Annotated in this window: 24 protein-coding genes; 15 read left to right on the top strand and 9 right to left on the bottom strand. The window is 63.3% G+C overall.

All coding sequences use genetic code 11. The features are described 5' to 3' along the window. Positions 1–332: 332 nt before the first annotated feature. Positions 333–1,109 (bottom strand): enoyl-CoA hydratase, encoded by a 777-nt coding sequence (locus tag BLV45_RS24350; RefSeq protein WP_090537435.1) that lies wholly within the window; start codon positions 1,107–1,109, stop codon positions 333–335. Between the two features lie 132 nt (positions 1,110–1,241). Here BLV45_RS24350 and paaN point away from each other — a divergent pair, with 132 nt between their 5' ends. From paaN to paaK, 5 genes are all read left to right on the top strand, one after another. Beyond that, entirely contained in the window at positions 1,242–2,933 is a 1,692-nt protein-coding gene (gene paaN / locus BLV45_RS24345) for a phenylacetic acid degradation protein PaaN (protein ID WP_090537432.1), read from the top strand. A 111-nt stretch (positions 2,934–3,044) separates the two neighbouring features. Beyond that, on the top strand, positions 3,045–4,247 hold the full coding sequence (gene pcaF / locus BLV45_RS24340; RefSeq protein WP_090537429.1) for a 3-oxoadipyl-CoA thiolase: 1,203 nt from the start codon (positions 3,045–3,047) through the stop codon (positions 4,245–4,247). Positions 4,248–4,298: 51 nt separating this feature from the next. Continuing rightward, on the top strand, positions 4,299–5,090 hold the full coding sequence (gene paaG / locus BLV45_RS24335) for a 2-(1,2-epoxy-1,2-dihydrophenyl)acetyl-CoA isomerase PaaG (protein WP_090537427.1): 792 nt from the start codon (positions 4,299–4,301) through the stop codon (positions 5,088–5,090). A gap of 1 nt (position 5,091) precedes the next feature. Beyond that, entirely contained in the window at positions 5,092–5,553 is a 462-nt protein-coding gene (gene paaI / locus BLV45_RS24330) for a hydroxyphenylacetyl-CoA thioesterase PaaI (protein ID WP_090537424.1), read from the top strand. A gap of 92 nt (positions 5,554–5,645) precedes the next feature. Next, positions 5,646–6,950, top strand: a complete 1,305-nt coding sequence (paaK, locus tag BLV45_RS24325; RefSeq protein WP_090537423.1) for a phenylacetate--CoA ligase PaaK — start codon at positions 5,646–5,648, stop codon at positions 6,948–6,950. Positions 6,951–7,134: 184 nt separating this feature from the next. On the opposite strand, the gene mltA is transcribed toward paaK, so the two are convergent. Further along, positions 7,135–8,364, bottom strand: coding sequence for a murein transglycosylase A (gene mltA / locus BLV45_RS24320; RefSeq protein ID WP_090537421.1), 1,230 nt, complete (start codon positions 8,362–8,364; stop codon positions 7,135–7,137). Between mltA and BLV45_RS27655 the strand changes: the two genes are divergently transcribed. After that, complete coding sequence (locus BLV45_RS27655; RefSeq protein ID WP_176954238.1) at positions 8,285–8,467, top strand: hypothetical protein; 183 nt, start codon at positions 8,285–8,287, stop codon at positions 8,465–8,467. The genes mltA and BLV45_RS27655 overlap by 80 nt on opposite strands. Before the next feature lie 30 nt (positions 8,468–8,497). Here BLV45_RS27655 and apaG read toward each other — a convergent pair whose 3' ends face one another. Beyond that, entirely contained in the window at positions 8,498–8,872 is a 375-nt protein-coding gene (apaG, locus tag BLV45_RS24315; RefSeq protein WP_090537419.1) for a Co2+/Mg2+ efflux protein ApaG, read from the bottom strand. Positions 8,873–9,066: 194 nt separating this feature from the next. Here apaG and rpe point away from each other — a divergent pair, with 194 nt between their 5' ends. The 8 genes from rpe to BLV45_RS24275 all read left to right on the top strand — a co-directional run bounded on the left by rpe (position 9,067) and on the right by BLV45_RS24275 (position 16,495). Beyond that, positions 9,067–9,765, top strand: a complete 699-nt coding sequence (gene rpe / locus BLV45_RS24310; protein ID WP_090537418.1) for a ribulose-phosphate 3-epimerase — start codon at positions 9,067–9,069, stop codon at positions 9,763–9,765. Positions 9,766–9,820: 55 nt separating this feature from the next. Further along, complete coding sequence (locus BLV45_RS24305) at positions 9,821–10,546, top strand: phosphoglycolate phosphatase (protein ID WP_090537415.1); 726 nt, start codon at positions 9,821–9,823, stop codon at positions 10,544–10,546. Between the two features lie 367 nt (positions 10,547–10,913). Further along, complete coding sequence (gene trpE / locus BLV45_RS24300) at positions 10,914–12,407, top strand: anthranilate synthase component I (RefSeq protein ID WP_090537413.1); 1,494 nt, start codon at positions 10,914–10,916, stop codon at positions 12,405–12,407. Between the two features lie 13 nt (positions 12,408–12,420). Beyond that, positions 12,421–13,017, top strand: coding sequence for an aminodeoxychorismate/anthranilate synthase component II (locus BLV45_RS24295; protein ID WP_090537411.1), 597 nt, complete (start codon positions 12,421–12,423; stop codon positions 13,015–13,017). 15 nt (positions 13,018–13,032) lie between these two features. Then, positions 13,033–14,064, top strand: coding sequence for an anthranilate phosphoribosyltransferase (gene trpD / locus BLV45_RS24290; protein ID WP_090537410.1), 1,032 nt, complete (start codon positions 13,033–13,035; stop codon positions 14,062–14,064). A 31-nt stretch (positions 14,065–14,095) separates the two neighbouring features. Continuing rightward, entirely contained in the window at positions 14,096–14,881 is a 786-nt protein-coding gene (gene trpC / locus BLV45_RS24285) for an indole-3-glycerol phosphate synthase TrpC (RefSeq protein ID WP_090537409.1), read from the top strand. Between the two features lie 78 nt (positions 14,882–14,959). Beyond that, a complete protein-coding gene (locus BLV45_RS24280; RefSeq protein WP_090537406.1) occupies positions 14,960–15,586 on the top strand; it encodes a CYTH domain-containing protein in 627 nt (208 codons plus the stop codon). A gap of 84 nt (positions 15,587–15,670) precedes the next feature. Next, on the top strand, positions 15,671–16,495 hold the full coding sequence (locus BLV45_RS24275) for a uracil-DNA glycosylase (protein WP_090537404.1): 825 nt from the start codon (positions 15,671–15,673) through the stop codon (positions 16,493–16,495). A gap of 145 nt (positions 16,496–16,640) precedes the next feature. Here the strand turns inward: BLV45_RS24275 and BLV45_RS24270 are convergent, their stop codons facing one another. The 6 genes from BLV45_RS24270 to BLV45_RS24245 form a co-directional block, all read right to left on the bottom strand. Beyond that, a complete protein-coding gene (locus tag BLV45_RS24270; RefSeq protein WP_090537402.1) occupies positions 16,641–17,237 on the bottom strand; it encodes an FMN-dependent NADH-azoreductase in 597 nt (198 codons plus the stop codon). A 180-nt stretch (positions 17,238–17,417) separates the two neighbouring features. Further along, positions 17,418–19,208, bottom strand: coding sequence for a M61 family metallopeptidase (locus tag BLV45_RS24265; protein WP_090537400.1), 1,791 nt, complete (start codon positions 19,206–19,208; stop codon positions 17,418–17,420). A gap of 91 nt (positions 19,209–19,299) precedes the next feature. Next, positions 19,300–20,025, bottom strand: coding sequence for a DsbC family protein (locus BLV45_RS24260; protein WP_090537398.1), 726 nt, complete (start codon positions 20,023–20,025; stop codon positions 19,300–19,302). A gap of 80 nt (positions 20,026–20,105) precedes the next feature. Next, complete coding sequence (locus tag BLV45_RS24255; RefSeq protein ID WP_090537396.1) at positions 20,106–21,278, bottom strand: UbiH/UbiF family hydroxylase; 1,173 nt, start codon at positions 21,276–21,278, stop codon at positions 20,106–20,108. A gap of 254 nt (positions 21,279–21,532) precedes the next feature. Continuing rightward, the gene (locus BLV45_RS24250; protein ID WP_090537395.1) at positions 21,533–21,754 is read right to left on the bottom strand and encodes a hypothetical protein; all 222 of its coding nucleotides are present in this window, start codon (positions 21,752–21,754) and stop codon (positions 21,533–21,535) included. 124 nt (positions 21,755–21,878) lie between these two features. Continuing rightward, complete coding sequence (locus tag BLV45_RS24245; protein ID WP_090537393.1) at positions 21,879–22,346, bottom strand: DUF2501 domain-containing protein; 468 nt, start codon at positions 22,344–22,346, stop codon at positions 21,879–21,881. A gap of 481 nt (positions 22,347–22,827) precedes the next feature. Here BLV45_RS24245 and ychF point away from each other — a divergent pair, with 481 nt between their 5' ends. Then, complete coding sequence (gene ychF, locus BLV45_RS24240; protein ID WP_090537391.1) at positions 22,828–23,922, top strand: redox-regulated ATPase YchF; 1,095 nt, start codon at positions 22,828–22,830, stop codon at positions 23,920–23,922. The last annotated feature ends 218 nt before the right edge of the window (positions 23,923–24,140 follow it).

Here is a 24,140-nt window from a genome sequence, read left to right as displayed (position 1 = left end):
GATCCACCGCGCGTCGCGCATCAAGCGCCCACACTTATCGACTGTTAATTTTTAAAGATCAAGTCCGCGCCCACCACCCGAAACCGCGCCCACTTCCAACCACCCGGCACCGCTTCGTTGCACGTCGCTGCATCCGCAGCAGAGAAACGAGATTATGAAGAACGTTTGCTTGGTCGTCAACAGGTTTTTTTAACCACCCCACCCGCCCAGCGCCCCGCAAAGCCTTGCCCACTCTGGCTTCCCGCTTCCCCGCGCCTCCTTGCGAAAGCGCGAAAGATCGAGATTCTAGCCACCTCACTCGGCCCTGGCAAGCGTTATTTTGATAAGCCCGTTTAACGGTGCTTGAATACGGGTTTGCGCTTCTCCACGAACGCGGCCATCCCTTCCTTTTGATCCTCGGTTGCAAACAGGGAATGAAACAGTCGGCGCTCGAAATGCACGCCCTCGGCTAGCGTTGTTTCGTATGCGCGATTCACCGACTCCTTCACCATCATCACCGCAGGCAGTGGAAACCCGGAAATCACGGCTGCGGCAGCCACCGCTTCGTCGAGCAATGAGGCCGCCGGAATGACGCGCGATACGAGACCCGCCCGCTCCGCTTCGACCGCGTCCATGAAACGCGCCGTCAGACACATGTCCATTGCCTTCGCTTTCGATACTGCGCGAGGCAGGCGTTGCGTGCCCCCAGCACCAGGCATTACGCCGAGCTTGATCTCCGGCTGGCCGAACTTTGCGGTATCAGCGGCGAAGATGATGTCGCACATCATCGCCAGTTCGCAGCCGCCGCCCAGCGCAAAACCCGCGACCGCGGCAATGATCGGCTTGCGAATCGAACGCACGGCCTCCCAGTTACGGGTGATGTAGTCACCCTTGTACACGTCCATATAGGTGTATGTGGACATCATCCCGATATCGGCACCTGCGGCAAACGCCTTTTCACTGCCTGTCACCACGATTGCGCCAATCCCTTCGTCGGCGTCGAATGCCTTGAGCGCTACGCCAAGCTCGTCCATCAACGCATCGTTCAAGGCGTTTAGCGCCTTCGGACGATTCAATGTCACCAGCCCAACCCTGCCGCGGGTCTCCACCAGAATGTTTTCGTAAGCCATACATCCTCCTTGTTTTGAATGAAACGCAAAAACGCTTCGCGTGGCCATCTCAATAATGCTAACATTCGCCAACCAACCGGTCGGTCAATTATTCGACAATAGCTCCCTCTAACGCTCAGCATCCCTTCCGCCATGACACATCCGCTATTCACGAAGCATGAAGACACGCTGCAGAAGGCGCTCACCGCCATTGAAACGCGCGGCTACTGGAGCCCCTTCTCCGAAATGCCCAGTCCGAAAGTGTACGGGGAAACAGCGAACGCGGATGGCGAGGCCGCGTTCAAGTCTCACCTGAACCGGACGTTCGAACTTGACCAGCCCGCCACTCAGGAAACCGTCGGCGCCGAAGTATCGCCATTCGGATTTCCGCTCGGCATCCGCTATCCCAAGGCGGACGCCACCACGCTGATCGATGCGGCAACCCGCGCGCAGCGCGACTGGCGCGCAGCCGGTCCGAAGGCGTGGATTGGCGTGAGCCTCGAAATCCTGTCGCGGATCAATCGCGCCAGCTTCGAGATCGGTTACGCCGTGATGCATACAACTGGCCAGGCCTTCATGATGGCCTTCCAGGCGGGCGGCCCGCACGCGCAGGACCGCGCACTCGAAGCCGTCGTGTACGCCTGGGACCAGTTGCGTTGGATTCCGGCCGACGCGCACTGGGAAAAACCACAAGGCAAGAATCCGCCGCTGGCGATGCGCAAGCGTTATACCGTCGTGCCACGCGGCACGGGCCTCGTGCTCGGCTGCTGCACGTTCCCGACGTGGAACGGTTACCCCGGGCTCTTCGCCGATCTGGCCACGGGCAACACGGTCATCGTCAAGCCGCATCCCGGCGCGATCCTGCCGCTCGCGATTACCGTGCGCATCGCACGCGAGGTGCTCCGCGAAGCGGGATTTGACCCGAACGTCGTGACCCTGCTGGCAACCGATCCCAACGACGGCACGCTCGTACAGGAGCTCGCGCAGCGTCCTGAAATCAAGCTGATCGACTTCACCGGCAGCTCGCAAAACGGCACGTGGCTGGAACGAAACGCCCACCAGGCGCAGGTGTTCACGGAAAAGGCCGGGGTCAACCAGATCGTTATCGATTCCGTCGACGACATCAAGTCGGTCGCCCGCAATATTGCCTTTTCGCTCGCGCTGTACTCGGGCCAGATGTGTACGGCACCGCAGAACATTTACGTGCCACGCGACGGCATTCGCACGGCCGAAGGCCCGCTAAGCTTCGATGCAGTCGCCGGGGCAATCGCCGGCGCGGTGCAAAAGCTCGTGGCCGACCCGGCCCGGGCCGTCGAGCTGCTTGGTGCAATCCAGAACGAAGGCATCACCCTGCGTATCGACGAAGCCCGCAAGCTCGGGCGCGTGCTTGCCGAAAGCCAGTCGCTCGAACACCCGGCATTTGCCGGTGCGCGCGTGCGCACGCCGCTCCTGCTACAACTCGACGCCGCCAGCGACGCCGCGCAGTTCACCCGCGAATGGTTCGGCCCGATCTCGTTCGTCATCGCAACCGACTCGACCGCTCAATCGCTCGACCTTGCAGGCGCGATCGCCGCCGGGCATGGCGCGCTCACGCTCTCGGTTTACAGCGTCGACGACACAGTGCTCGAAGCCGCCCACGAAGCATCGATCCGCGGGGGCGTCGCGCTGTCGATCAATCTCACGGGTGGGGTGTTCGTGAACCAGTCCGCAGCGTTCTCCGACTTTCACGGCACGGGCGCCAACCCCGCAGCGAATGCCGCCCTTGCAGACGCCGCTTTTGTAGCAAACCGTTTCCGTGTGATTCAGAGCCGGGTTCATGTTGAACCGAAGGCGGTTCCGGCGTAAGCCGGCCGAACGGTATATGCCGTTCGGCCGACTGGAATCCGGTCCGACGTCCCCCTAACATGAGTTGACAGAGCGGCCTGCGACCCTGGCCGCCACCCACTGGAATCCAGCATGACCGACGCCTTTATCTGCGATGCAATTCGCACCCCGTTTGGTCGCTACGGCGGCGCGCTGAAAGACGTCCGCGCTGACGACCTCGGCGCCGTGCCCATCAAGGCACTGATCGAGCGCAATCCAGGCGTCGACTGGAGCGCGCTCGACGACGTCATCTACGGCTGCGCCAACCAGGCAGGCGAAGACAACCGCAACGTCGCACGCATGTCGGCGCTGCTCGCCGGCTTGCCGATCGACGCGCCCGGCGCGACGTTGAACCGGCTATGCGGATCCGGCATGGACGCCGTCGGCTCCGCTGCCCGCGCGATCAAGGCAGGCGAGGCGCATCTGATGATTGCCGGCGGCGTCGAAAGCATGACCCGCGCGCCGTTCGTCATGGGCAAAGCTACCAGCGCGTTCGCGCGTCAGGCCGCGATTCACGATACGACGATCGGCTGGCGCTTCGTCAACGCGTTGATGAAACGCGACTTCGGCGTCGATTCCATGCCGGAAACCGCAGAGAACGTGGCGGTCGAATTCGGCGTCAGCCGCGCGGATCAGGACGCGTTCGCGCTGCGCAGCCAGCAAAAGGCGGCACGCGCCCAGCACGATGGTACGTTGGCGCAGGAAATCGTAGCTGTCGAAATCGCGCAGAAGAAAGGCGACGCCATTCGTGTGAGCGTCGACGAGCATCCGCGTGAGACATCGCTCGAATCGCTTGGCAAGCTCAAGGGCGTCGTGCGCGCCGACGGCACCGTCACCGCCGGCAACGCGTCGGGCGTGAACGACGGCGCATGCGCGCTTCTGCTGGCAAGTCGTGAAGCATCGGAAAAGTACGGTCTGCGCCGGCGAGCACGTGTCGTCGGCATGGCGACAGCTGGCGTCGAACCGCGCATCATGGGCATCGGCCCCGCGCCCGCCACCCTGAAACTGCTGAAGCAGACGGGTATGTCGCTCGACCAGTTCGACGTCATCGAACTGAATGAAGCGTTCGCGTCGCAAGGTCTTGCCGTGCTTCGCGCGCTTGGCCTGCGGGACGACGACCCACGCGTCAATCCCAACGGTGGCGCGATCGCGTTGGGTCACCCGCTTGGCGCATCGGGTGCGCGGCTCGTGACAACCGCGCTCCATCAGCTGGAACGCACGAATGGGCGATTTGCACTGTGCACGATGTGCATCGGCGTCGGCCAGGGTATCGCGCTCGCGATCGAGCGCGTCTGAACACCTCGACATTTGCAGTTGCAGGTCGTGGAGACAAAGAGGAGACAACCGATGTCCTATGAAACGATCAGCGTCGCGCTTGACGCCGCATCCCGCGTCGCCACGGTGACGCTGAATCGCCCGGACAAGCTCAACAGCTTCACGCGGGCGATGCATAAGGAACTGGGCGCGGCGCTCGACGAAGTCGAAGCGGCAGGTACCCGGGCGCTGGTGCTGACAGGAGCGGGCCGTGGATTCTGCGCAGGCCAGGACCTCGCCGACCTCGATTTCACGCCGGGCGCGATGACAGACCTCGGCGGTCTGATCGATGCACACTTCAACCCGTTGATCCGCCGGCTTCAGGCGTTGCCGATGCCCGTCATCGCGGCCGTCAACGGCACGGCTGCTGGCGCGGGCGCCAACCTCGCGCTCGCCTGCGATCTTGTCGTTGCGGCCCGATCGGCCAGTTTCATTCAGGCGTTCGTGAAAATCGGCCTCGTTCCTGATTCGGGTGGGACGTGGTTCCTGCCGCAGCGCGTCGGTATGGCACGTGCCCTCGGGCTCGCCATGACGGGTGACAGGCTGCCCGCCGAAAAGGCCGAAAGCTGGGGCCTTATCTGGCAGGCCGTCGACGACGCCGATCTGCAGGAAACCGCAGCGAAACTGGCCACGCAACTGGCGCAGCAGCCCACGCGCGCCATCGCCGCAATCAGGCGCGCCATGCGCGAAGGCGTCACGCAGACGCTGGATGCGCAGCTCGATCTCGAACGCGATCTGCAGCGTGAACTGGGTGCATCGCACGACTACGCGGAAGGCGTGCGCGCCTTCATGGAAAAACGCACACCGCGTTTCGAGGGCCGTTGACATGTCCACCCAACCGCAGCACAACGACACGATGTCACCAGACGCACTCGCCCGCGCCACCGCCCAATCGATGTACGAAGCGGATGCCTGTAGCCAGGCGCTGGGTCTCGAACTTCTCGAAGTGCGCCCCGGGTACGCACGCATGCGAATGCTGGTCCGTCCTGATTTTCTGAACGGACATCAGATCTGCCACGGCGGCCTGATCTTCACTCTCGCCGATTCGACGTTTGCCTTCGCGTGCAACTCGTACAACATCAACACGGTGGCGTCAGGTTGTTCGATCGAGTTCCTGCGCCCGGTTCCCGGCGGCGAAGAGCTGACCGCCGAAGCCGTCGAGCAGACGCTGAGCGGCCGCAACGGCATCTACGACATCCGGGTAACGAATCGCGCCGGAGAAACCGTCGCGATGTTCCGTGGCAAATCCGCGCAGATTCGCGGCACGGTCATTCCCGTTGCCGGCTGAAAGTTCGCGCCGAACACTCACCGCAACGTAACGCTCCATTGTTCGTTACACGCAGCGCATCTATTCTGAAAAGCAGTAAAGGAGACATCCGCATGATGACCGATCTACCGCTCGACCCGATCGAAACGGCGAGCCGCGACGAACTCGCCGCCCTCCAGCTCGAACGACTGAAATGGTCGCTCACGCACGCGTATGAAAACTCGCCGGTGTATCGGCGCAAGTTTGACGAAGCAGGCGTCCATCCGTCTGAGGTGAAAACGCTGGCGGATCTTTCGCGCTTCCCGTTCACCACCAAGAAGGATCTGCGCGACAGCTATCCCTTCGGCATGTTTGCCGTGCCGCAGGAACAGGTATCGCGGATTCACGCGTCGTCGGGCACCACAGGCAAGCCGACCGTTGTCGGTTACACCGCGCGCGACATCGACACGTGGGCGAACCTCGTCGCCCGTTCGATCCGTGCGGCCGGCGCCCGACGCGGCGACAAGGTGCATGTCAGCTACGGATACGGCCTCTTTACCGGTGGACTCGGCGCCCATTACGGCGCCGAACGCGCCGGCCTCACCGTGATCCCGTTTGGCGGTGGTCAGACGGAAAAGCAGGTCCAGCTCATCCAGGACTTCCGCCCGGACATCATCATGGTGACGCCCAGCTACATGCTGTCTATCGCCGATGAACTGGAACGACAGGGCGTCAATCCGGCCAGCTGCTCGCTGCGCATCGGCATCTTCGGCGCGGAGCCGTGGACGAACGACATGCGGCAGGCAATCGAGCAGCGCATGGGCATCGATGCTGTCGACATCTACGGTCTGTCTGAAGTCATGGGCCCGGGCGTCGCGTCGGAGTGCGCGGAAACGAAAGACGGTCCGACGATCTGGGAAGACCATTTCTACCCCGAGATCATCCATCCCGAAACCGGCGAAGTCCTGCCGGAAGGCGAATTCGGCGAACTCGTCTTCACGTCGCTGACGAAAGAAGCGTTGCCGATCATTCGCTATCGCACGCGCGACCTTACGCGCCTGTTGCCCGGCACCGCACGCACGATGCGCCGCATGGAGAAAATCACGGGCCGCTCGGACGACATGATGATCGTGCGCGGCGTCAACGTTTTCCCGACGCAGATCGAAGAGCTGCTGTTGAAGCAACATGCGCTCGCGCCGCATTATCAGATCATCCTCACGAAGGAAGGCCCGCTCGACGTGCTGACGCTGAATGTCGAGCCGTGTCCCGAAACCGCGCCGGATACGGCCGCGCTCAATACCGCGAAACAGGCCCTCGTCTATGACATCAAGGCGTTGATCGGCGTGAGCGCAGTGGTCAACGTGCTGGCGGTAAATGGTATCGAACGCTCGGTCGGCAAGGCACGGCGCGTCGTCGACAAGCGGTTTTCCGGAGGCTGAAGTTTCGCGGCAACCGGGAGCCTCGCCAATAAACAGCCGCCAGCTCAAGGCCGGGCGGCTCAAATTGAAGTGAAGGTGGAGAAGCGATCCGCGGCATGACGCCGCTGATCGCAATGCAATCGTGCGGCTGCCAGACAGCGGCGGATCAGGCGTGCGCCCCGGTCACGCCTGATCACTCACCCGATCACGAATTCGGCAACAGCAACCACATGCGACCGGCCTGCTTCATCTTGCCGGCGAGATCGCCCGCGTCGTCGCCGAGACCCCAGAAATAGTCGGCGCGCACGCCGCCTTTGATCGCCGAACCGGTGTCCTGTGCAAACACCAGACGATTCAGTGGCGAATTGGTCAGTGGGCGCGTCGTTTGCAGAAACACCGGTGTGCCGAGCGGGATCGAAGACGGATCGACCGCAATGGAACGCTCCGGCGTCAACGGAACGCCCAGCGCGCCAATCGGGCCGTCGGCGCCACTCTGCGAAGCCGCATCGCCCGTGAGCATTTCACGGAAGAACACAAAACGCGGATTCGTATCGAGCAACGCGTCGACCTTCGTCGGGTTCGAACGCGCCCAGGCCTTGATGCCCTGCATCGTCGCCTGCGCGGGCGTGATCTCGCCGCGATCCAGCAACGAGCGGCCAATCGACTTGTACGGCTGGTTGTTCGTGCCGCCAAACCCGACGCGCATCACGCTGCCGTCTTCCATCACGACTCGCCCCGACCCTTGCACCTGCAGGAAGAACGCTTCGATCGGATCGTCGACCCACACCAGTTCGTTGCCCGTCAGCACCCCGGTGCGCTCGAGCTGCGCGCGCGCCGGCAGCGGCGCGCCGGTGCGATAGCCGGAAGGCCAGTGGTACAGCGCCGTCTGATAGACGCCGTGCCGCACGCGCGAACCGCGCAGCAACGGCTCGTAATAGCCCGTCACCAGGCCATCGAGCGTGCCGTCGGAATTGGCGAACTGAAAAGGTGTGAAATACGTTTCGAAGAACGTGCGCGCACTCGTGACATCGAGGTCGTCGAGCTGCGTTGCCGCGGCGCACGCCCGCTGCCAGTTCGGCTGCCGCGCGAGCCGGGTGCAGTTCTGCCGGAGCGCGGCCGTTGCACCGATCAGCGAATCGTCGTGCCAGCCCGGCACCTGCTGCCACGCGACGGGCGTAAGCCGCGTCGACGCTATCTGGCCTGGAATGATCGCGGCGCCCGTCGGTGGCGAGGAAGGCCGGACCGACGCACCGCCACCGCACGCTGCCAGCATCACCGCCACCGCCACCGCGCTGACCCAACCTGCGACCGGGCGGACAATACGCATACAATGTTCGTTCTTGATGGAAACCGCCATGTCTGATCTGCTCGACGAATACCCGATGCTGATGTTTGCGCTGGAGTCGCTTCTGGCGCTGTTCCTGCTGATTTTCATCGTTGTCTGGACGTCGTCCGGCAAGAAGAAGCAGGCGCGAATTGCACAACGTGCGCGGAAGACACCCGGCGAAAACAGCGACAATCAGGAGTCGCAGCCGTAAGCCTTACGGCTGAAAGGACCGCTTGCCGGTTCAATGCAGCGTGCGCGGCATGCGCAACATGAACTCGGGCACCGCCGCCTCGAAGCGTTCGCCGTCTTCCGCGACGCAGAAATACTCCCCGCGCATCGTGCCGACGGGCGTTGCGATCAGCGCCCAGCTCGTATATTCGAACTGCTCGCCGGGTTTGAGCAGCGGCTGGTGGCCGACCACGCCCAGGCCCTTCACTTCCTGCACGTGATCTTCGCTGTCCGTGATGACCCAGTGGCGCGCGATCAGTTGAGCCGGCACCTGCCCGCTGTTGCGGATAGTCAGCGTGTATGCGAACGCATACTTGCGGCGCTCGGGGTCCGATTCTTCGGGCAGGTACGCGACCTGCGCCGACACGCTGAATTCGTACTGGCTCATCCTGGTTCCGGTGTGAATACACGCTGCGGGAAGCCCATGCGCCAATGGTTTGCGGCCTGTCGGCGGGAAGCGGCTCTGGTTTCGCATTCTGCTTGATGCAGCGGACGCCCGCAACCCGCTATCCCGTCCGGACAGGGGTTTCTCGCCGCGCAAACCGGTAAGATAGCAACTTTCCGGTCGCCACTTCCCACGCCATGACGCAATTCAAAATCGCTCCCAGCATCCTGTCCGCCGATTTCTCGCGGCTCGGCGAAGAAGTCCGCAACGTCGTCGCCGCGGGCGCCGACTGGATTCACTTCGACGTGATGGACAACCACTACGTGCCGAACCTGACCATCGGCCCCCTCGTGTGCGAGGCAATCCGCCCGCACGTGCAGGTGCCGATCGACGTGCATCTGATGGTGCGTCCGGTCGACCGTATCGTGCCGGACTTCGCGAAAGCGGGCGCCAACGTCATCAGTTTTCACCCGGAAGGCTCGGATCACATCGACAGGACACTGTCGCTGATCCGCGATCATGGCTGCAAGGCCGGCCTCGTGTTCAACCCGGCCACCTCGCTCAGCTATCTCGATCACGTGATGGACAAGCTCGATCTCGTGCTGATCATGTCGGTGAATCCGGGCTTCGGCGGCCAGTCGTTCATTCCTGAAGCGCTGAACAAGCTGCGCGAGGCGCGCGCCCGTATCGATGCATACAAGGAAAAAACCGGCCGTGAAATCCATCTCGAAGTGGACGGCGGCGTGAAGGTCGACAACATCGCGGAAGTCGCGGCGGCAGGCGCGGACACGTTCGTGGCGGGCTCGGCGATCTTCGGCAAATCCGACTACAAGGCCGTCATCGACCAGATGCGCGCGGCACTTGGCCCAGGTCCAGACCCGTCGCACGGCAAATGAGCCGTCACGCGCGCCTGTCACCGCGTCTGCCACCCCCACCCAGCGACCTCCGGACATGACTGAGAAGCCCACCTTCCCCGCACCTGTTTTCAGCGGCCCTCGCATCGAGGCCGCGATCATCGACCTCGACGGCACCATGGTCGATACGGCCGACGATTTCACCGCCGGGCTGAACGGCATGCTCGCGCAGCTCGACGCGGCGGAAACGTCGCGCGAGGAAGTGGTCGAATACGTCGGCAAGGGTTCGGAACATCTGATTCGCAGCGTGCTCGCGCCGCGTTTCGAAGCGGTACACGCGCAGGACCGCTTCGACGAGGCGCTCGCGATCTATCAGGAAGAGTATGCGAAGATCAACGGCACGCACACGCGTCTCTATCCCGACGTCGAAGCGGGCCTGAAGGCGATGCGCGACGCCGGCCTCAAACTCGCATGCGTGACGAACAAGCCGCGTCGTTTTGCGGTGCAGCTGCTCACGCAATATGGGCTGATTGGCTATTTCAACATCGTGATCGGCGGCGACACGCTCGCGAAAAAGAAGCCCGACCCGCTGCCCATGATCACCGCGTGCGCCGAAATGCAGATCGCGCCGCAGGCAGCGGTCGCGATCGGCGACTCGGAAAACGACGCCATGGCCGGTCGCGCCGCCGGTCTGGCCACGTTGACCGTGCCGTACGGCTACAACCATGGCCAGTCTGTACAAACAATAAAATCGGATGGTATAGTTGCCTCGCTGCTCGATGCCGCCAAGGCCATCGCAGCGCACCAATCACCGACTTTATAAGTCCATCATCCTCATGTTTCTGAATAAAAAACGGAGTCTGGGCAGCATCGACCGGGGAGCCTGGCCCTGGCGTCGCTGGTCGCGCTAACCTCGCCTGAGGTACGCTGAAGCCCGTCTTCGGCAACCGTTTTTTACTTCGCTGCGCTTCCCGAGTTTTACGCTGGTAACCGTTGCATCGCTTCTCTGGCCTTCGTGTATCCATCGCGGTACCGTTGCGTCATGTGAGCGTGCATGCGTTCCCGGGACAGCACGCAACGATCGGCGTCTCCCTGTCGAAAGACACAGAAAGCCCGGCCGGCAAGCGCAACGCCCCCGTCTTATCCGAAGCACACGCACGCTGTGCCGGACGCACGAACAGGATCGGAACATGACCGAACTCGAATTTCAGTCCCTCGCGAACGAGGGCTTCAATCGCATCCCGATGATCGCCGAGGCGCTCGCCGACCTCGAAACTCCGCTATCGCTGTATCTGAAGCTCGCGCAGGCGGAACGCAACGGCGCCAACTCGTTCCTGCTCGAATCGGTGGTGGGCGGCGAGCGGTTCGGCCGCTACTCGTTCATCGGCCTGCCGGCACGTACGCTCGTGCGCACCCGCAACGGCGTGTCCGAAGTGGTGAAAGACGGCAAGGTCGTCGAGACGCACGAAGGCGATCCGCTCGCGTTCATCCAGCAGTTCCAGGCGCGTTTCAAGGTCGCGCAGCGTCCTGGCCTGCCGCGGTTTAGCGGCGGCCTCGCTGGCTATTTCGGCTATGACGCGGTGCGCTACATCGAGAAAAAGCTCGCGCACACCGCGCCGCCCGACGATCTCGGTCTGCCCGACATCCAGTTGCTGCTCACCGAGGAAGTCGCGGTGATCGACAACCTCGCCGGCAAGCTGTATCTCGTGGTCTACGCCGATCCGGCCATGCCCGAGGCGTACACGAAAGCGAAGCAGCGCCTGCGGGAACTGCGCCAGCGTCTGCGCACGACCGTTCAGCCGCCGGTGACGTCGGCCAGCATGCGCACCGAGATTTATCGCGAGTTCGCGAAAGACGATTACCTCGCCGCCGTGCGCAAGGCGAAGGAATATGTCGCGGCCGGCGAACTGATGCAGGTTCAGGTCGGCCAGCGTCTGACGAAACCGTATCGCGACAACCCGCTTTCGCTGTATCGCGCGCTGCGCTCGCTGAACCCGTCGCCGTATATGTATTACTACAACTTCGGCGAATTCCATGTGGTCGGCGCTTCGCCGGAAATTCTGGTGCGTCAGGAAAAGCGCGGCGAAGACCGGATCGTGACGATCCGTCCGCTCGCGGGCACGCGTCCGCGTGGCAACACGCCCGAGCGCGACGCCGAACTCGCGACCGAACTGCTCAACGACCCGAAGGAAATCGCCGAGCACGTGATGCTGATCGACCTCGCGCGTAACGACGTCGGCCGCATCGCGCAGATTGGTTCGGTGGTCGTGACCGACAAAATGGTCATCGAAAAGTACTCGCACGTGCAGCACATCGTGAGTTCGGTCGAGGGCAAGCTCAAGGCGGACGTCACCAATTTCGACGTGCTGCGCGCGACGTTCCCGGCCGGCACGCTTTCGGGCGCGCCGAAAGTCCGCGCAATGGAACTGATCGACGAACTCGAACCGGTGAAGCGCGGTCTTTATGGCGGCGCCGTCGGCTATCTGTCGTTCACGGGCGAAATGGATCTGGCGATCACGATCCGCACCGGCGTGATCCACAACGGCAACCTGTATGTGCAGGCGGCCGCGGGCATCGTCGCGGATTCGGTGCCCGAATCCGAATGGCAAGAGACCGAGAACAAGGCACGCGCCGTGCTGCGCGCGGCCGAGCAGGTGCAAGACGGCCTCGATAGCGACTTCTGACCGGAGACAGACCATGCTGCTGATGATCGACAACTACGACTCGTTCACCTATAACCTGGTCCAGTACTTCGGCGAACTCGGCGAAGACGTACGGACCTTCCGCAACGACGAAATCACCCTCGACGAAATCGCGAAGCTCAGCCCCGAGCGCATCTGTCTTTCGCCAGGGCCGAGCAATCCGCAACACGCGGGCATCACGCTCGACGTGCTGCGCCGGTTTTCCGGCAAGATTCCGATTCTCGGCGTGTGCCTTGGCCATCAGGCGATCGGCGAGGCATTCGGCGGACGCGTCGTGCGTGCGCAGACGATCATGCACGGCAAGGTGAGCCAGATCGAAACCGACTGCAAAGGTGTGTTCGCCGACCTGCCGAAGCATTTCACCGTCACACGCTACCATTCGCTCGCGGTCGAGCGCGAGTCGCTGCCGGATTGCCTCGAAGTGTCCGCGTGGACCGACGACGGCGAAATCATGGGCGTGCGCCACAAGACGCTCAACGTCGAAGGCGTGCAGTTCCACCCGGAATCGATCCTGTCCGAACACGGCCACGCGCTGCTCGAAAACTTCGTGAAGCAGTCGAAGCGCGCCGACGCCCCGCACGGCAACGCCTGAAGAAGAGGAAAGCACATGTCCATTACTCCGCAGGAAGCGTTGCAGCGCACGATCGAGCATCGTGAGATTTTTCACGACGAAATGCTGCACCTGATGCGCCTCATCATGCGCGGCGAACTCTCGCCGGTGCTGTCGGCGGCGATCATCACGGGGCTGCGCGTCAAAAAAGAGACCATCGGTGAAATCGCGGCCGCCGCCACCGTGATGCGCGAATTCGCCCGGCACGTCGAGGTCGAGGACAACTCGAACTTCGTCGATATCGTGGGCACGGGCGGCGACGGCTCGCACACGTTCAACATTTCCACGGCGACGATGTTCGTCACGGCCGCGGCGGGCGCGAAAGTCGCGAAACACGGCAATCGCGGCGTGTCGAGCAAGTCGGGCAGCGCGGACGTCCTCGAAGCGCTCGGCGTCAACATCGACCTGCAGCCGGAACAGGTGGCCGCGTCGATTGCCGAAACGGGCATGGGCTTCATGTTCGCGCCGAACCATCATCCGGCGATGAAAAACATCGCGCCGGTGCGCCGCGAACTCGGCGTGCGGACGATCTTCAATATTCTCGGACCGCTCACCAATCCGGTCGGCGCGCCGAACCAGTTGATGGGCGTGTTCCACCAGGATCTGGTCGGCATCCAGGTGCGCGTGATGCAACGGCTCGGCGCGAAGCACGTGCTGGTCGTGTACGGCATGGACGGCATGGACGAAGTGTCGCTCGGCGCCGCGACCACGGTCGGCGAACTGCGCGATGGCCAGATTCACGAATACGAGATTCATCCGGAAGACTTCGGCATGCAGATGGTGTCGAACCGGACGCTCAAGGTGAACGACGCCGTCGAATCGAAAACCATGCTGCTCGAGGCGCTCGACAACAAACAGGGCGTCGCGCGCGAGATCGTCGTGCTGAACGCGGGCACGGCGCTGTACTCGGCAAACGTGGTGGCATCGATCGCGGACGGCATCCAGCTCGCGCGCGAAACGGTCGCGAGCGGCCGCGCACGGGCGAAGGTCGACGAACTGGTCCGCTTCACGCAGCAATTCAAGCGCTAACTCAAGCAATAACTTCGGCATCGAGATATCCATGAGCGACATTCTGGAACGCATCATCGCGGTCAAGCGCGAAGAAATCCGCGCCGCGCAAATGAGCGCGCCGTTTGAAGAGTTACGGCTCGAAGCGTCGGCGCGCGACCGGCGCGACTTCGTCGGCGCATTGCGCGCGAAGCACGCAGCCGGCCTCGCGGCGGTCATCGCCGAGGTGAAAAAAGCCAGCCCGTCGAAAGGCATATTGCGCGAACACTTCGTGCCCGCCGAGATCGCCCGTTCGTACGAAAGCCACGGCGCGGCGTGCCTTTCCGTGCTGACGGACGCGCAGTTCTTCCAGGGCAGCGCGGCGTATCTGGAAGAAGCGCGCGCCGCCTGCGCGCTGCCGGTGCTGCGCAAGGACTTCATCATCGATCCGTACCAGATCGTCGAGGCGCGCGCGATGGGCGCCGACGCGATCCTGCTGATCGCCGCGGCGCTCGAAACGTCGCAGATGCAGGATCTCGAAGCGTTCGCGCATTCGCTGGGGCTCGCGGTGCTCGTCGAAGTACACGACAGCAACGAGCTGATGGAAGCGCTCACGCTGAAGACACCATTGATGGGCATCAACAACCGCAATCTGCGCACGTTCGAAACGTCGATCGACACGACGATCGGCATGCTCGAATCGATTCCGGACGACCGTATCGTCGTGACCGAATCGGGCATTCTGTCGCGCGTCGACGTCGAGCGGCTGCGTGCGATGGACGTGCATACGTTCCTCGTCGGCGAAGCGTTCATGCGCGCGGAACAGCCGGGCGCCGAACTCGCGCGGATGTTTTTCTGAGCGCGAAGAGCAGATTGAGTTCGGCGCATATGGCGGAGCAGCTTCCACTCCGCCGGGCCGGATCGAACGGGGCACAGGATGGGCATCGAGAGTGAAATCAAGCTGGCGCTGCCAGCCGGACAGATCGACGCGGCAAGCGCGTTTTTCGTCGCGCACACGGGTGTAGCCGGGCGCGACGTCACGCTCGAGAACATCTATTTCGACACGCCCGGCCTGACGCTGGCGCGCTCGAAAAGCGCGCTGCGGCTACGCCGCACGCCCGATGGCTGGCTGCAGACGTTCAAGACAGCCGGTTCGGCGAAAGGCGGCCTGCACAGCCGTCACGAGTGGGAAATGCCCGTCGCGGGCGACGCGCTGGAAATCGACGCATTGCTGCGCGCCTGCGAAGTGCCGGACGTCGCGGCAGCGTTGCGCGAGGCGGCGCCAGGCCTCATCGAACTGTTTCGCACGAACTTCACGCGCACGCTGTGGCAGGCGCGGCACGACGGTGCCGACATCGAAGCGGCGATCGACCTGGGCGAAGTGATTGCCGATGTGAACGGCGAAACGCGTCGCGCGCCGATTTCCGAAATCGAGCTCGAACTGAAAAACGGCGATGAAGCGGCGCTTCACGCGCTGGCTCAGGTGTTGTCGGCAAACATTCCGGGGCTCGCGCCGGATGACGTCAGCAAGGCGCAGCGTGGTTACCGGCTGCGCGAACAGTAACCCGCACGGCGCGACGAACCTCGAAGCGGCGCGCGGCAAACGCCACCTTGAGCTACGCGTCGTTTGCTGCGACACTTCCCCGCCATGACCTCCGCCCCCCGCCCCCGCTCCTCTTCATCGCAGGCTTCGCTTTTTGGCGATGCGTCCGCTGCGCAACCCGCATCGCCCGCACAACCGGCACCGGTTGCCACCGCCGCGCTCGAAGCCCAGTTCGACGCGTTGCCCACCGCGTGGCGCCAGCACCTGAAACCGTTCACCGAGAGCGACGCCTATGCGCCGTTGTGCGCGTTCGTCGACGCCGAGCGCGCGGCCGGCAAAACCGTCTATCCGGCCGACGTGTTCCGCGCGCTGCGCCTGACGAGCCCCGGCGACGTGAAAATCGTGATCCTCGGACAAGACCCGTATCACGGCGAGGATCGCGGCACGCCGCAAGCGCACGGACTCGCGTTCTCGGTGCCGCCGGCGGTGCGTCCGCCGCCGTCGCTGCGCAATATCTTCAAGGAAATCGCCGCGAATTTCGGCTATGAACCGCCGCGCCACGGCTGCCTCGACACGTGGGCGCGACAGGGCGTCCTGCTGCTGAACACGGTGCTGACGGTGGAACGCGACTCGGCCGCGAGCCACGCAAAGCGCGGCTGGGAAAAATGCACCGACACGCTGATCCACGAACTCGCGATGCGTCACGAAGGGCTCGTCTTCATGCTGTGGGGCGCACATGCGCAGGCGAAACGCGCGCTGCTTGGCGGACGTTCGCACTACGTGCTCGAAGCGCCTCATCCGTCGCCGCTGTCGGCACACCGCGGCTTTCTCGGTTGCCGGCATTTCGCGCTGGCCAATGAATATCTCGAACAGCATGGCCGGACGCCGATCGACTGGCGCCTCCCCGACGAAGCCCAAACGCTGGCCTGACCACGCGCACTCCGCGTGATTATTCGCGAGTCAAAACCCGGCGACACAGCGGGTCCAGAAACAAAAAACGCCACGCGGTGAAAACCCCGTGGCGTTTCTGTTTCCCGCGAGACTGAAACCTCAGCCTCGCATGGAAGGTGAACCCTTACGCTGCAGCGATCGCTTCGCGCGCGCCGGCGAGTGCGGCGTTGGCGACTTCCGGACCCATGTTCAGGCCTTCGGCGTAGATGAAGTTCACGTCGGTCATGCCGAGGAAGCCGAGGAACGTCTTCAGGTACGGCGTCTGGCTGTCGCCCGGCGTGCCGACGTACTTGCCGCCACGCGCCGAGACGACGTGTACTTTCTTGCCCGTCACGAGGCCTTCCGCACCGTTCGCGCCGTACTTGAACGTGATGCCAGCGCGTGCGATGAAGTCGAAGTACGTCTTCAGCTGCGACGACACGCCGAAGTTATACAGGGGAGCGGCGATGACGACGATGTCGGCGGCCTGCAGTTCGTTGATCAGCGCTTCGCTGCGCGCGGCGATGGCGCTCTGTTCCGGCGTGCGTTGCTCGGCCGGCGTGAAGAACGCGCCGAGGATCGTGTCGTCCAGGTGGGGCAGCGGCTCAGCCTGCAGGTTACGGACGACGACTTGCGCGCCCGGGTTCGACTGTTGCAGCTTTGCGGTCAGTTCGTTGGCAAGCAGCGTCGAATTCGCGCCTTGCGAGCGGGCTGCCGAGTTGATTTGCAGAATCGTGGTCATGGTTGACTCCAGTTGGGGCGCGCAGTGTTGCGCGAGTGGAGCCATTGTGTTTTTTTACCCGCCCGGGAAAAAGTACCCTGCGGGCGACGGATTGTTGCATGGGTAGAACAATCCGCCCTCTTCAACCCGGGATTTTGTCACTTTCAGAACGCTGACGCCCGGCCGCCGGCTCCGCGCGTGTCATTTCCCCAGCCAGCGCTCGCGCCAGTTCCGCGCCGCGACGCGCTTATCGGTCACTGAAAGCGAGTAGCGCGCGACGTCCGGCGCATCCAGCTTCACCTGCGCGGTGCGCAGCTCGTCGCGACGAAACGCGTGGACTTCGACCTTCGCGCCCGGCAGGTAACGCGCCAGCAGCGCATCCAGATTCGAGCCGGTGACGCGCAGGCCGTCGATTGCGATCACCACGTCGCCGGCCGACAGGCCCGCCTTCTGCGCCGCGCTGCCGTCATGCACGGCGGCGAGCGTGCAGTCGGCGCTGCCGCGCACGCGCACGCCCAGCGACGGCTTGCCGTTCTTGTCCGGCTCCGGCGCGATGCTCACGCCGAACGGCGCGAGCATCGATTCGAGCGGCAGATCGCGGGTGCCGTACGCAGCCTGGTCGAGCAGACGGGCGACGTTGACGCCCGTCGCCTCGGCGAAAAGCGCCTCGATTTCCGTCTCCGGCAGGCCAACCGGCTTGCCACGATAGAAATCGCGACCGAAGCGTTGCCACAGGAGACGCATCACGTCGTCGAGCGATTTGCGGTTGCCGGTTTGCGCGCGGATTTCCAGATCGAGGCACAGCGCGACGAGCGATCCCTTCGTGTAATAACTGACGATCGCGTTCGGCGCGTTTTCGTCCTGACGATAGTACTTGACCCACGCGTCGAACGAGCTTTCGGCGACCGACTGCTTCAGACGCCCGCTGCAGCGCTGCACGCCGCCGACCACCTTGCCGACGAGGCCGAAATATTCGTCCTGCGTGATCAACCCGGTGCGCACCAGGATCAGGTCGTCGTAGTAAGACGTGAAACCCTCGAAGAGCCACAGCAACGACGTGTAGTTCTCGCGCGTCAGGTCGTACGGCGCGAACGCGGCCGGCTTGATGCGCTTCACGTTCCACGTATGGAAATACTCGTGGCTGCACAGGCCGAGATACGTCCGGTAGCCTTCGGTCGTTTCCGGGCGGCCCGTGACCGGCAGATCGGCGCGGCTGCAGATCAGCGCCGTCGACGCGCGATGCTCGAGCCCGCCGTAGCCGTCGCCGACCACCTGCGTCATGAACACATAGCGATCGACCGGCGCCTTCTTCGACTTCGGCTCGAAAAGCGCGATCTGCGCTTCGCAGATTCGCTTCAGGTCGGCGGCGAGGCGCGCCATATCGACGGTAACGGTGCGCCCCGAGATCACGATATCGTGCGGCACGCCATGCGCGCTGAACGTGGCGAGCGCGAATTCGCCGAGCGTAACCGGATGATCGACCAGCTCGTCATAGTTCTGCGCGCGATACTCGCCAAAACCATGACGCTTCGTGCCGCGCGCTTCGGGCACCGCGGTCGCGACGCGCCACCGGCGATACGACTCGCCTGCCGGCTTCTGGATATCGACCACGCACGGCGCCGCTTCATGGCCGAGCGGCGACAGAAACACGCTCGTGCCGTTGAAGAAGCCGGTCGTGTCATCGAGATGCGCGGCGCGCACCGACAGATCCCACGCATACACCTCGTAGCGCAGCGTCAGCTCACCCTCGACGGGGGCGGCGCGCCACGTGTGCTTGTCGGTTTTCTCGATGCGCACCTTGCGGCCCGCTTCGTTGAAGGCGCGCAGCGTCACGATATTGCGGGCGAACTCGCGGACCATGTAGCTGCCCGGAATCCACACCGGCAGCATGAAGGACTGCCCGGCCGGATCAGGATCGGCAACGGTCACGGTCACTTCGAACAGATGGGCGGCGGGTTGCTTCGGGACGATGGTGTAGCGGATCGGCTTCATCGGCGGGACATCCAGGCAGTAAGCGGGGCGTTAAAACGGCAGGAGGCGCACGACGCGCCTCCTGTTCGACACATGCGACACGTACGATCGGTTAGCGGACGGCGGACAGTTCCTTGTCGAGCCGGTCTGCCGGCACGGCGCCCGGCAGGCGGCGGCCGTCGGCGAGAAACACCGTCGGCGTGCCGTTGACGTTCATCTGCTGGCCAAGCGCGAGGTTCTTGTCGATCGCGGTGGTGTCGCAGGTGCCGGCGGCCGTCGGCGCGCGGTGGTCGAGCATCCACGCTTCCCACGCCTTCGCGCGATCGCCCGAACACCAGATCGACTTCGATTTCACCGCCGAATCGGGCGAAAGCACCGGATAGAGGAACGTGTAGACCGTCACGTTATCGATCGACTTGAGCGTCGTTTCGAGCTGCTTGCAGTACGGGCAGTTCGGGTCGGAGAACACGGCGATCCTGCGCGCGCCGTTGCCCTTCACGACTTTCACCGCGTTGCCGAACGGCAGGCTCGCGAAATCGATCTTGTTGGTTTCGGCCAGACGCGCTTCCGTGACGTTCGTCCGCGTTTTCGCGTCGACGATGTCGCCGAGCACGAGATAGTCGCCATTGGCATCGCTGTAGAGGATCTGCGTGCCGAGATTCACTTCGTAGAGCCCGGCAATCGGCGACTTCGAGACGCTCTTGATCGTGGCGTCGCCAAGGCGCGGCTGCAGCGTGGCCTTGAGCTTGTCGGTGGTCTGGTCGGCCTGCGCGGAGCAGCCGAGTGCGGTGACGACGACGGCCAGTGCCAGCGTCGCGATGCGGATACGTTTTTGCATGTTCAATTCCTGAGCGGTTGCACGCACGTGGCGTGCCTTTCAAATGTGCGGTGTGGATTCGTGTGAGACGCAGGCGCCCTTTACCCGAGCGCCGCGGAAACAAGCCAGCGCTTGAGCAGCGGCTGCGCGCCGACAAACGCCATGCCGGTATTGCGCACCGCCCGGGCCACGGTGCCCGGCACGGAAAACAGTTTCTGCAGGCCATCGGTTGCGATCATCAGCGCGCGGATGTCCTCGCGACGCGCGCGCTCGTAGCGACGCAGCAGCACCGTGTCGCCAGTATCGCGGAACGCTTCCTTCTTCGCGATCACGTCGGCGAGCGCGGCGACGTCGCGCAGCCCGAGATTCATGCCCTGACCGGCGAGCGGATGGATCAGATGCGCGGCGTCGCCGACCAGCGCGACGCGCGGCGCGATCAGCCGGTCGACCGTTTGCAGCGCGAGCGGAAAACCCTGCGCCGGCGTCACGCATTCCAGCGGGCCGAGCAGGCTTTGCGTCACGCGTTCGACTTCGGCCGCGAGCTGCGCGGGCGCGAGTTCCAGCAGTTCGCGCGCGTGCTCCGTCTGCGCGGACCAGACGAGCGACACGTGACCGTCCGGCAACGGCAGCAACGCGATGATCTCGCCTTCCCTGAACCATTGATATGCGGTGTCGCCGTGCGGCCGGGCCGCCTTGAAATTCGCGACGACACCCGTCTGTCTGTAATCGCGGCGATCGACCTTCGAGCCGATCTGCGCGCGCACCCACGAATGCGCGCCGTCCGCGCCGACGACAAGATCGGCTTCCAGCACGCTGCCGTTCGCAAGCCCGATCGACGCGGCGTCGGATTTGACGTCGAGCGCCTGGGCGCGCGAATCGATCCACGTCAGGTTGGGCTGGAACCGCAGCGCGGCATCCAGTGCGCGCTCGATCAGCGACGACTCGGCGATCCACGCCAGTTGCGACACCGAGGCCTGGAACGCGGAGAAATGGAGTTCGGCAGCCGCATCGCCGAAAACGCGCATGTCGTAGACCGGCGCCAGGCGCGCAACGTCGAGCGCCTGCCAGACGCGCAGACGTTCAAGCAGGGTCTGCGAACTCGCGGAAAGCGCATAGACGCGCGCGTCGAACGCGGCACCGGCGGGAAGCGACGCGCATGTCTGCGCGAGCAGGGCGACACGCCTGCCGCCCTGCGTCAGCGCGAGCGCGGCGGTCTTGCCGACAAGCCCGCCGCCGATCACGGCAACGTCGAAGGTCTGATGGTGAACAGTCATCCGCTCATTATAGCTGCGGGTGTTCACGGGGACTGATGCGGCGAGCGCGGCATTTGCCCTCGCTCCAGGGCGCAAGGCGTTTGCCCGGCTCCAGCGGCGGATTCGCGCGCATGCGGCATGAGGAACGGCACGCACGGCGGCACTCGCGCGGCCAAGGGTTACAGCTGCGGCTTGTCAGGCTGTGGACAAGCGCAGGTCAATGGACCGACGCCGGGCCATGCGTTGAAAGCGCATGGCCCGGGGACAACTGGAAATCAGGCTTGCGGCGGCTCGGCATTATCCGCGTCTTGCGTGCCGTCAGCCGCCTCGCCTTCTTTCTTCTTCTCCACCAGTGCTTCGAGCGCACCTGCGCCTTCAAATCCGGCCACTGCCGCAAGCCCCTTCGTCAAAAGCGACGCGTCCGCGTCAACCTTCTCAGTCGCTTCCACTGCCGCGACTGCGCCTGCGATCTTGCCCACTGTATCCAGGATTCCCATGACACTCACCTCTCAAGTTGAAAGTTAATACAGACGGTACGGTCCCGGCAGTATCCGCCACTGCCGGTGGATCAGGAATGACGAACTGCTTTTGCGACCGGTCATGCACCTGCACACGTCATGCTCACAGCATCGATTTGCCCTGGGCAAGAATCTTGTCGCACACCTGCTTTGTAATCTGCTGTTTCAGGCCACCGCCGCTCAGGTCTAGCTGCTTGCCATCACCGCTATTCAGGATACCCTTTGAACCATCGGTGTAGCCGCTGTCAGACGAAGAAGAAGACGAACCACCCGGCAGCTTGCTCATCAGCGAATCCTTGACCGACGATGCACTGCCGCCGGCCAGGTAGTTGTTCTGGATACAAAATTGCAGAACGCCCGCTACGTTGCCTGTACTGCCGGATGTCAGTGATTGCAACGAAAGTCCGTTACCCAGCCCACCCAGGCTGCTCAGGTTGCCAAGTCCACCGGTCGACCCGCTGTTTCCGCCTTGATTGAGAAGACCGCCCAATTGCGCGTGGGCTGTGGAAATCGACAGCAAACCAGCAATCAGAAACCCCTTCGCTACGGTGCAATGCCTGCGTCTGCTCATAACATCCCCTTTTTTGCCGAACTGAACCCGCTTTCACTATAGTGCCTTTCAAAGACAGCGCGGTTGTGCAAAAAGCGGGAGGGTGAAAAAAATCCGCGTGGCGCGGGGTGACTCGACAGCAGTGGTCAGTGGCAGCGCTTTTCCCAATGGCGATGGATATTCACCTTGTGAGCCTGAATTTCTCCAGGTCGCAACCGGATGCCTGCCCGATCACCGGCAACCGCGAAAGTGGTATCTGATCGTCGCCAAAGCGCATCACCGTGGTACCTGCATTGCCCGAACCCTTACGAATCGGGGCGTCCGAAAGGGTTACAATTGCGTTTTTCGTGTACAAAACCAGTACAGGATCATTGAGCCAACGCCACGATTCGTACTCTTTGTCGCTTCCCCGAATTCACCTTCCGGCTGTTGCGCTCCGGCCCTCACCAGACGCCGCGCAACCCGCTGCACAGCCGTAACAAACTGATTCAAAAGGTTTTCCATGAGCCTCCAATGCGGCATCGTCGGCCTGCCTAACGTCGGCAAGTCCACCCTGTTCAATGCACTGACCAAGGCGGGTATCGCCGCCGAAAACTATCCGTTCTGCACGATCGAGCCGAACGTCGGCATCGTCGAAGTGCCCGACGCGCGTCTCCAGGCGCTGGCCGACATCGTCAAGCCGGAGCGTATCCTGCCGGCGGTGGTGGAATTCGTCGACATCGCGGGCCTCGTCGCCGGCGCAAGCAAGGGCGAAGGGCTCGGCAACCAGTTCCTCGCGAACATCCGCGAAACCGACGCGATCACGCACGTCGTGCGCTGCTTCGAAGACGACAACGTGATCCACGTCGCGGGCAAGGTCGATCCGCTGTCGGACATCGAAGTCATCAACACCGAACTCGCGCTCGCCGACCTCGCGACGATCGAGAAATCGCTGACGCGTTACTCGAAGGCCGCGAAGTCCGGTAACGACAAGGAAGCAGCGAAACTCGTCGCGGTGCTCGAAAAGGTTCGCGCGCAGCTCGATCAGGCGAAACCGGTGCGTGCGCTGGACCTGTCGGAAGAAGAAAACGTGCTGCTCAAGCCGTTCTGCCTGATCACCGCGAAGCCGACGATGTACGTGGCGAACGTGAAGGACGACGGCTTCACGAACAACCCCTACCTCGACGCCGTGAAGAAGTTCGCCGATGCCGAAGGTGCGCCGGTCGTCGCCGTGTGCGCGGCGATCGAAGCGGAAATCGCCGATCTCGACGACGAGGACAAAGGCGTGTTCCTCGCCGACATGGGCATGGAAGAGCCGGGCCTGAACCGCGTGATCCGTGCCGGTTTCAAGCTGCTCGGCCTGCAGACGTACTTCACGGCGGGCGTGAAGGAAGTGCGCGCATGGACGATCCATATCGGAAACACCGCGCCGCAGGCCGCGGGCGTCATCCACACCGACTTCGAGCGTGGCTTCATTCGTGCACAGACGATCAGCTTCAACGACTTCGTGACCTACAAGGGTGAACAGGGTGCGAAGGAAGCCGGCAAGATGCGCGCGGAAGGCAAGGAATACGTCGTGCATGATGGCGACGTGATGAACTTCCTGTTCAACGTCTGAGCGCCACGCGGCGAATTCGCCGCATCCGTTGCAAACCCCGCATGTCCCTGTGACAGCGGGGTTTTTTCATGCCGCAGCGAACGGGACATCGATACGCCCGAGACGTAATCGGCAGGGTCACCGGCAAGATAAAACCCGGCAGCAGGCCACCCAGACCACCTTGTTCAGCCGCATAGGCGCGTGACCGATGCAGGCCCCGCCTGAATGTCAAAATCCGT

Source organism: Paraburkholderia sartisoli (assembly GCF_900107685.1).
Classification (GTDB): domain Bacteria; phylum Pseudomonadota; class Gammaproteobacteria; order Burkholderiales; family Burkholderiaceae; genus Paraburkholderia; species Paraburkholderia sartisoli.
Note: the sequence above shows the minus strand (reverse complement) of the source record. Positions and strands in the feature narration are given on the sequence as shown.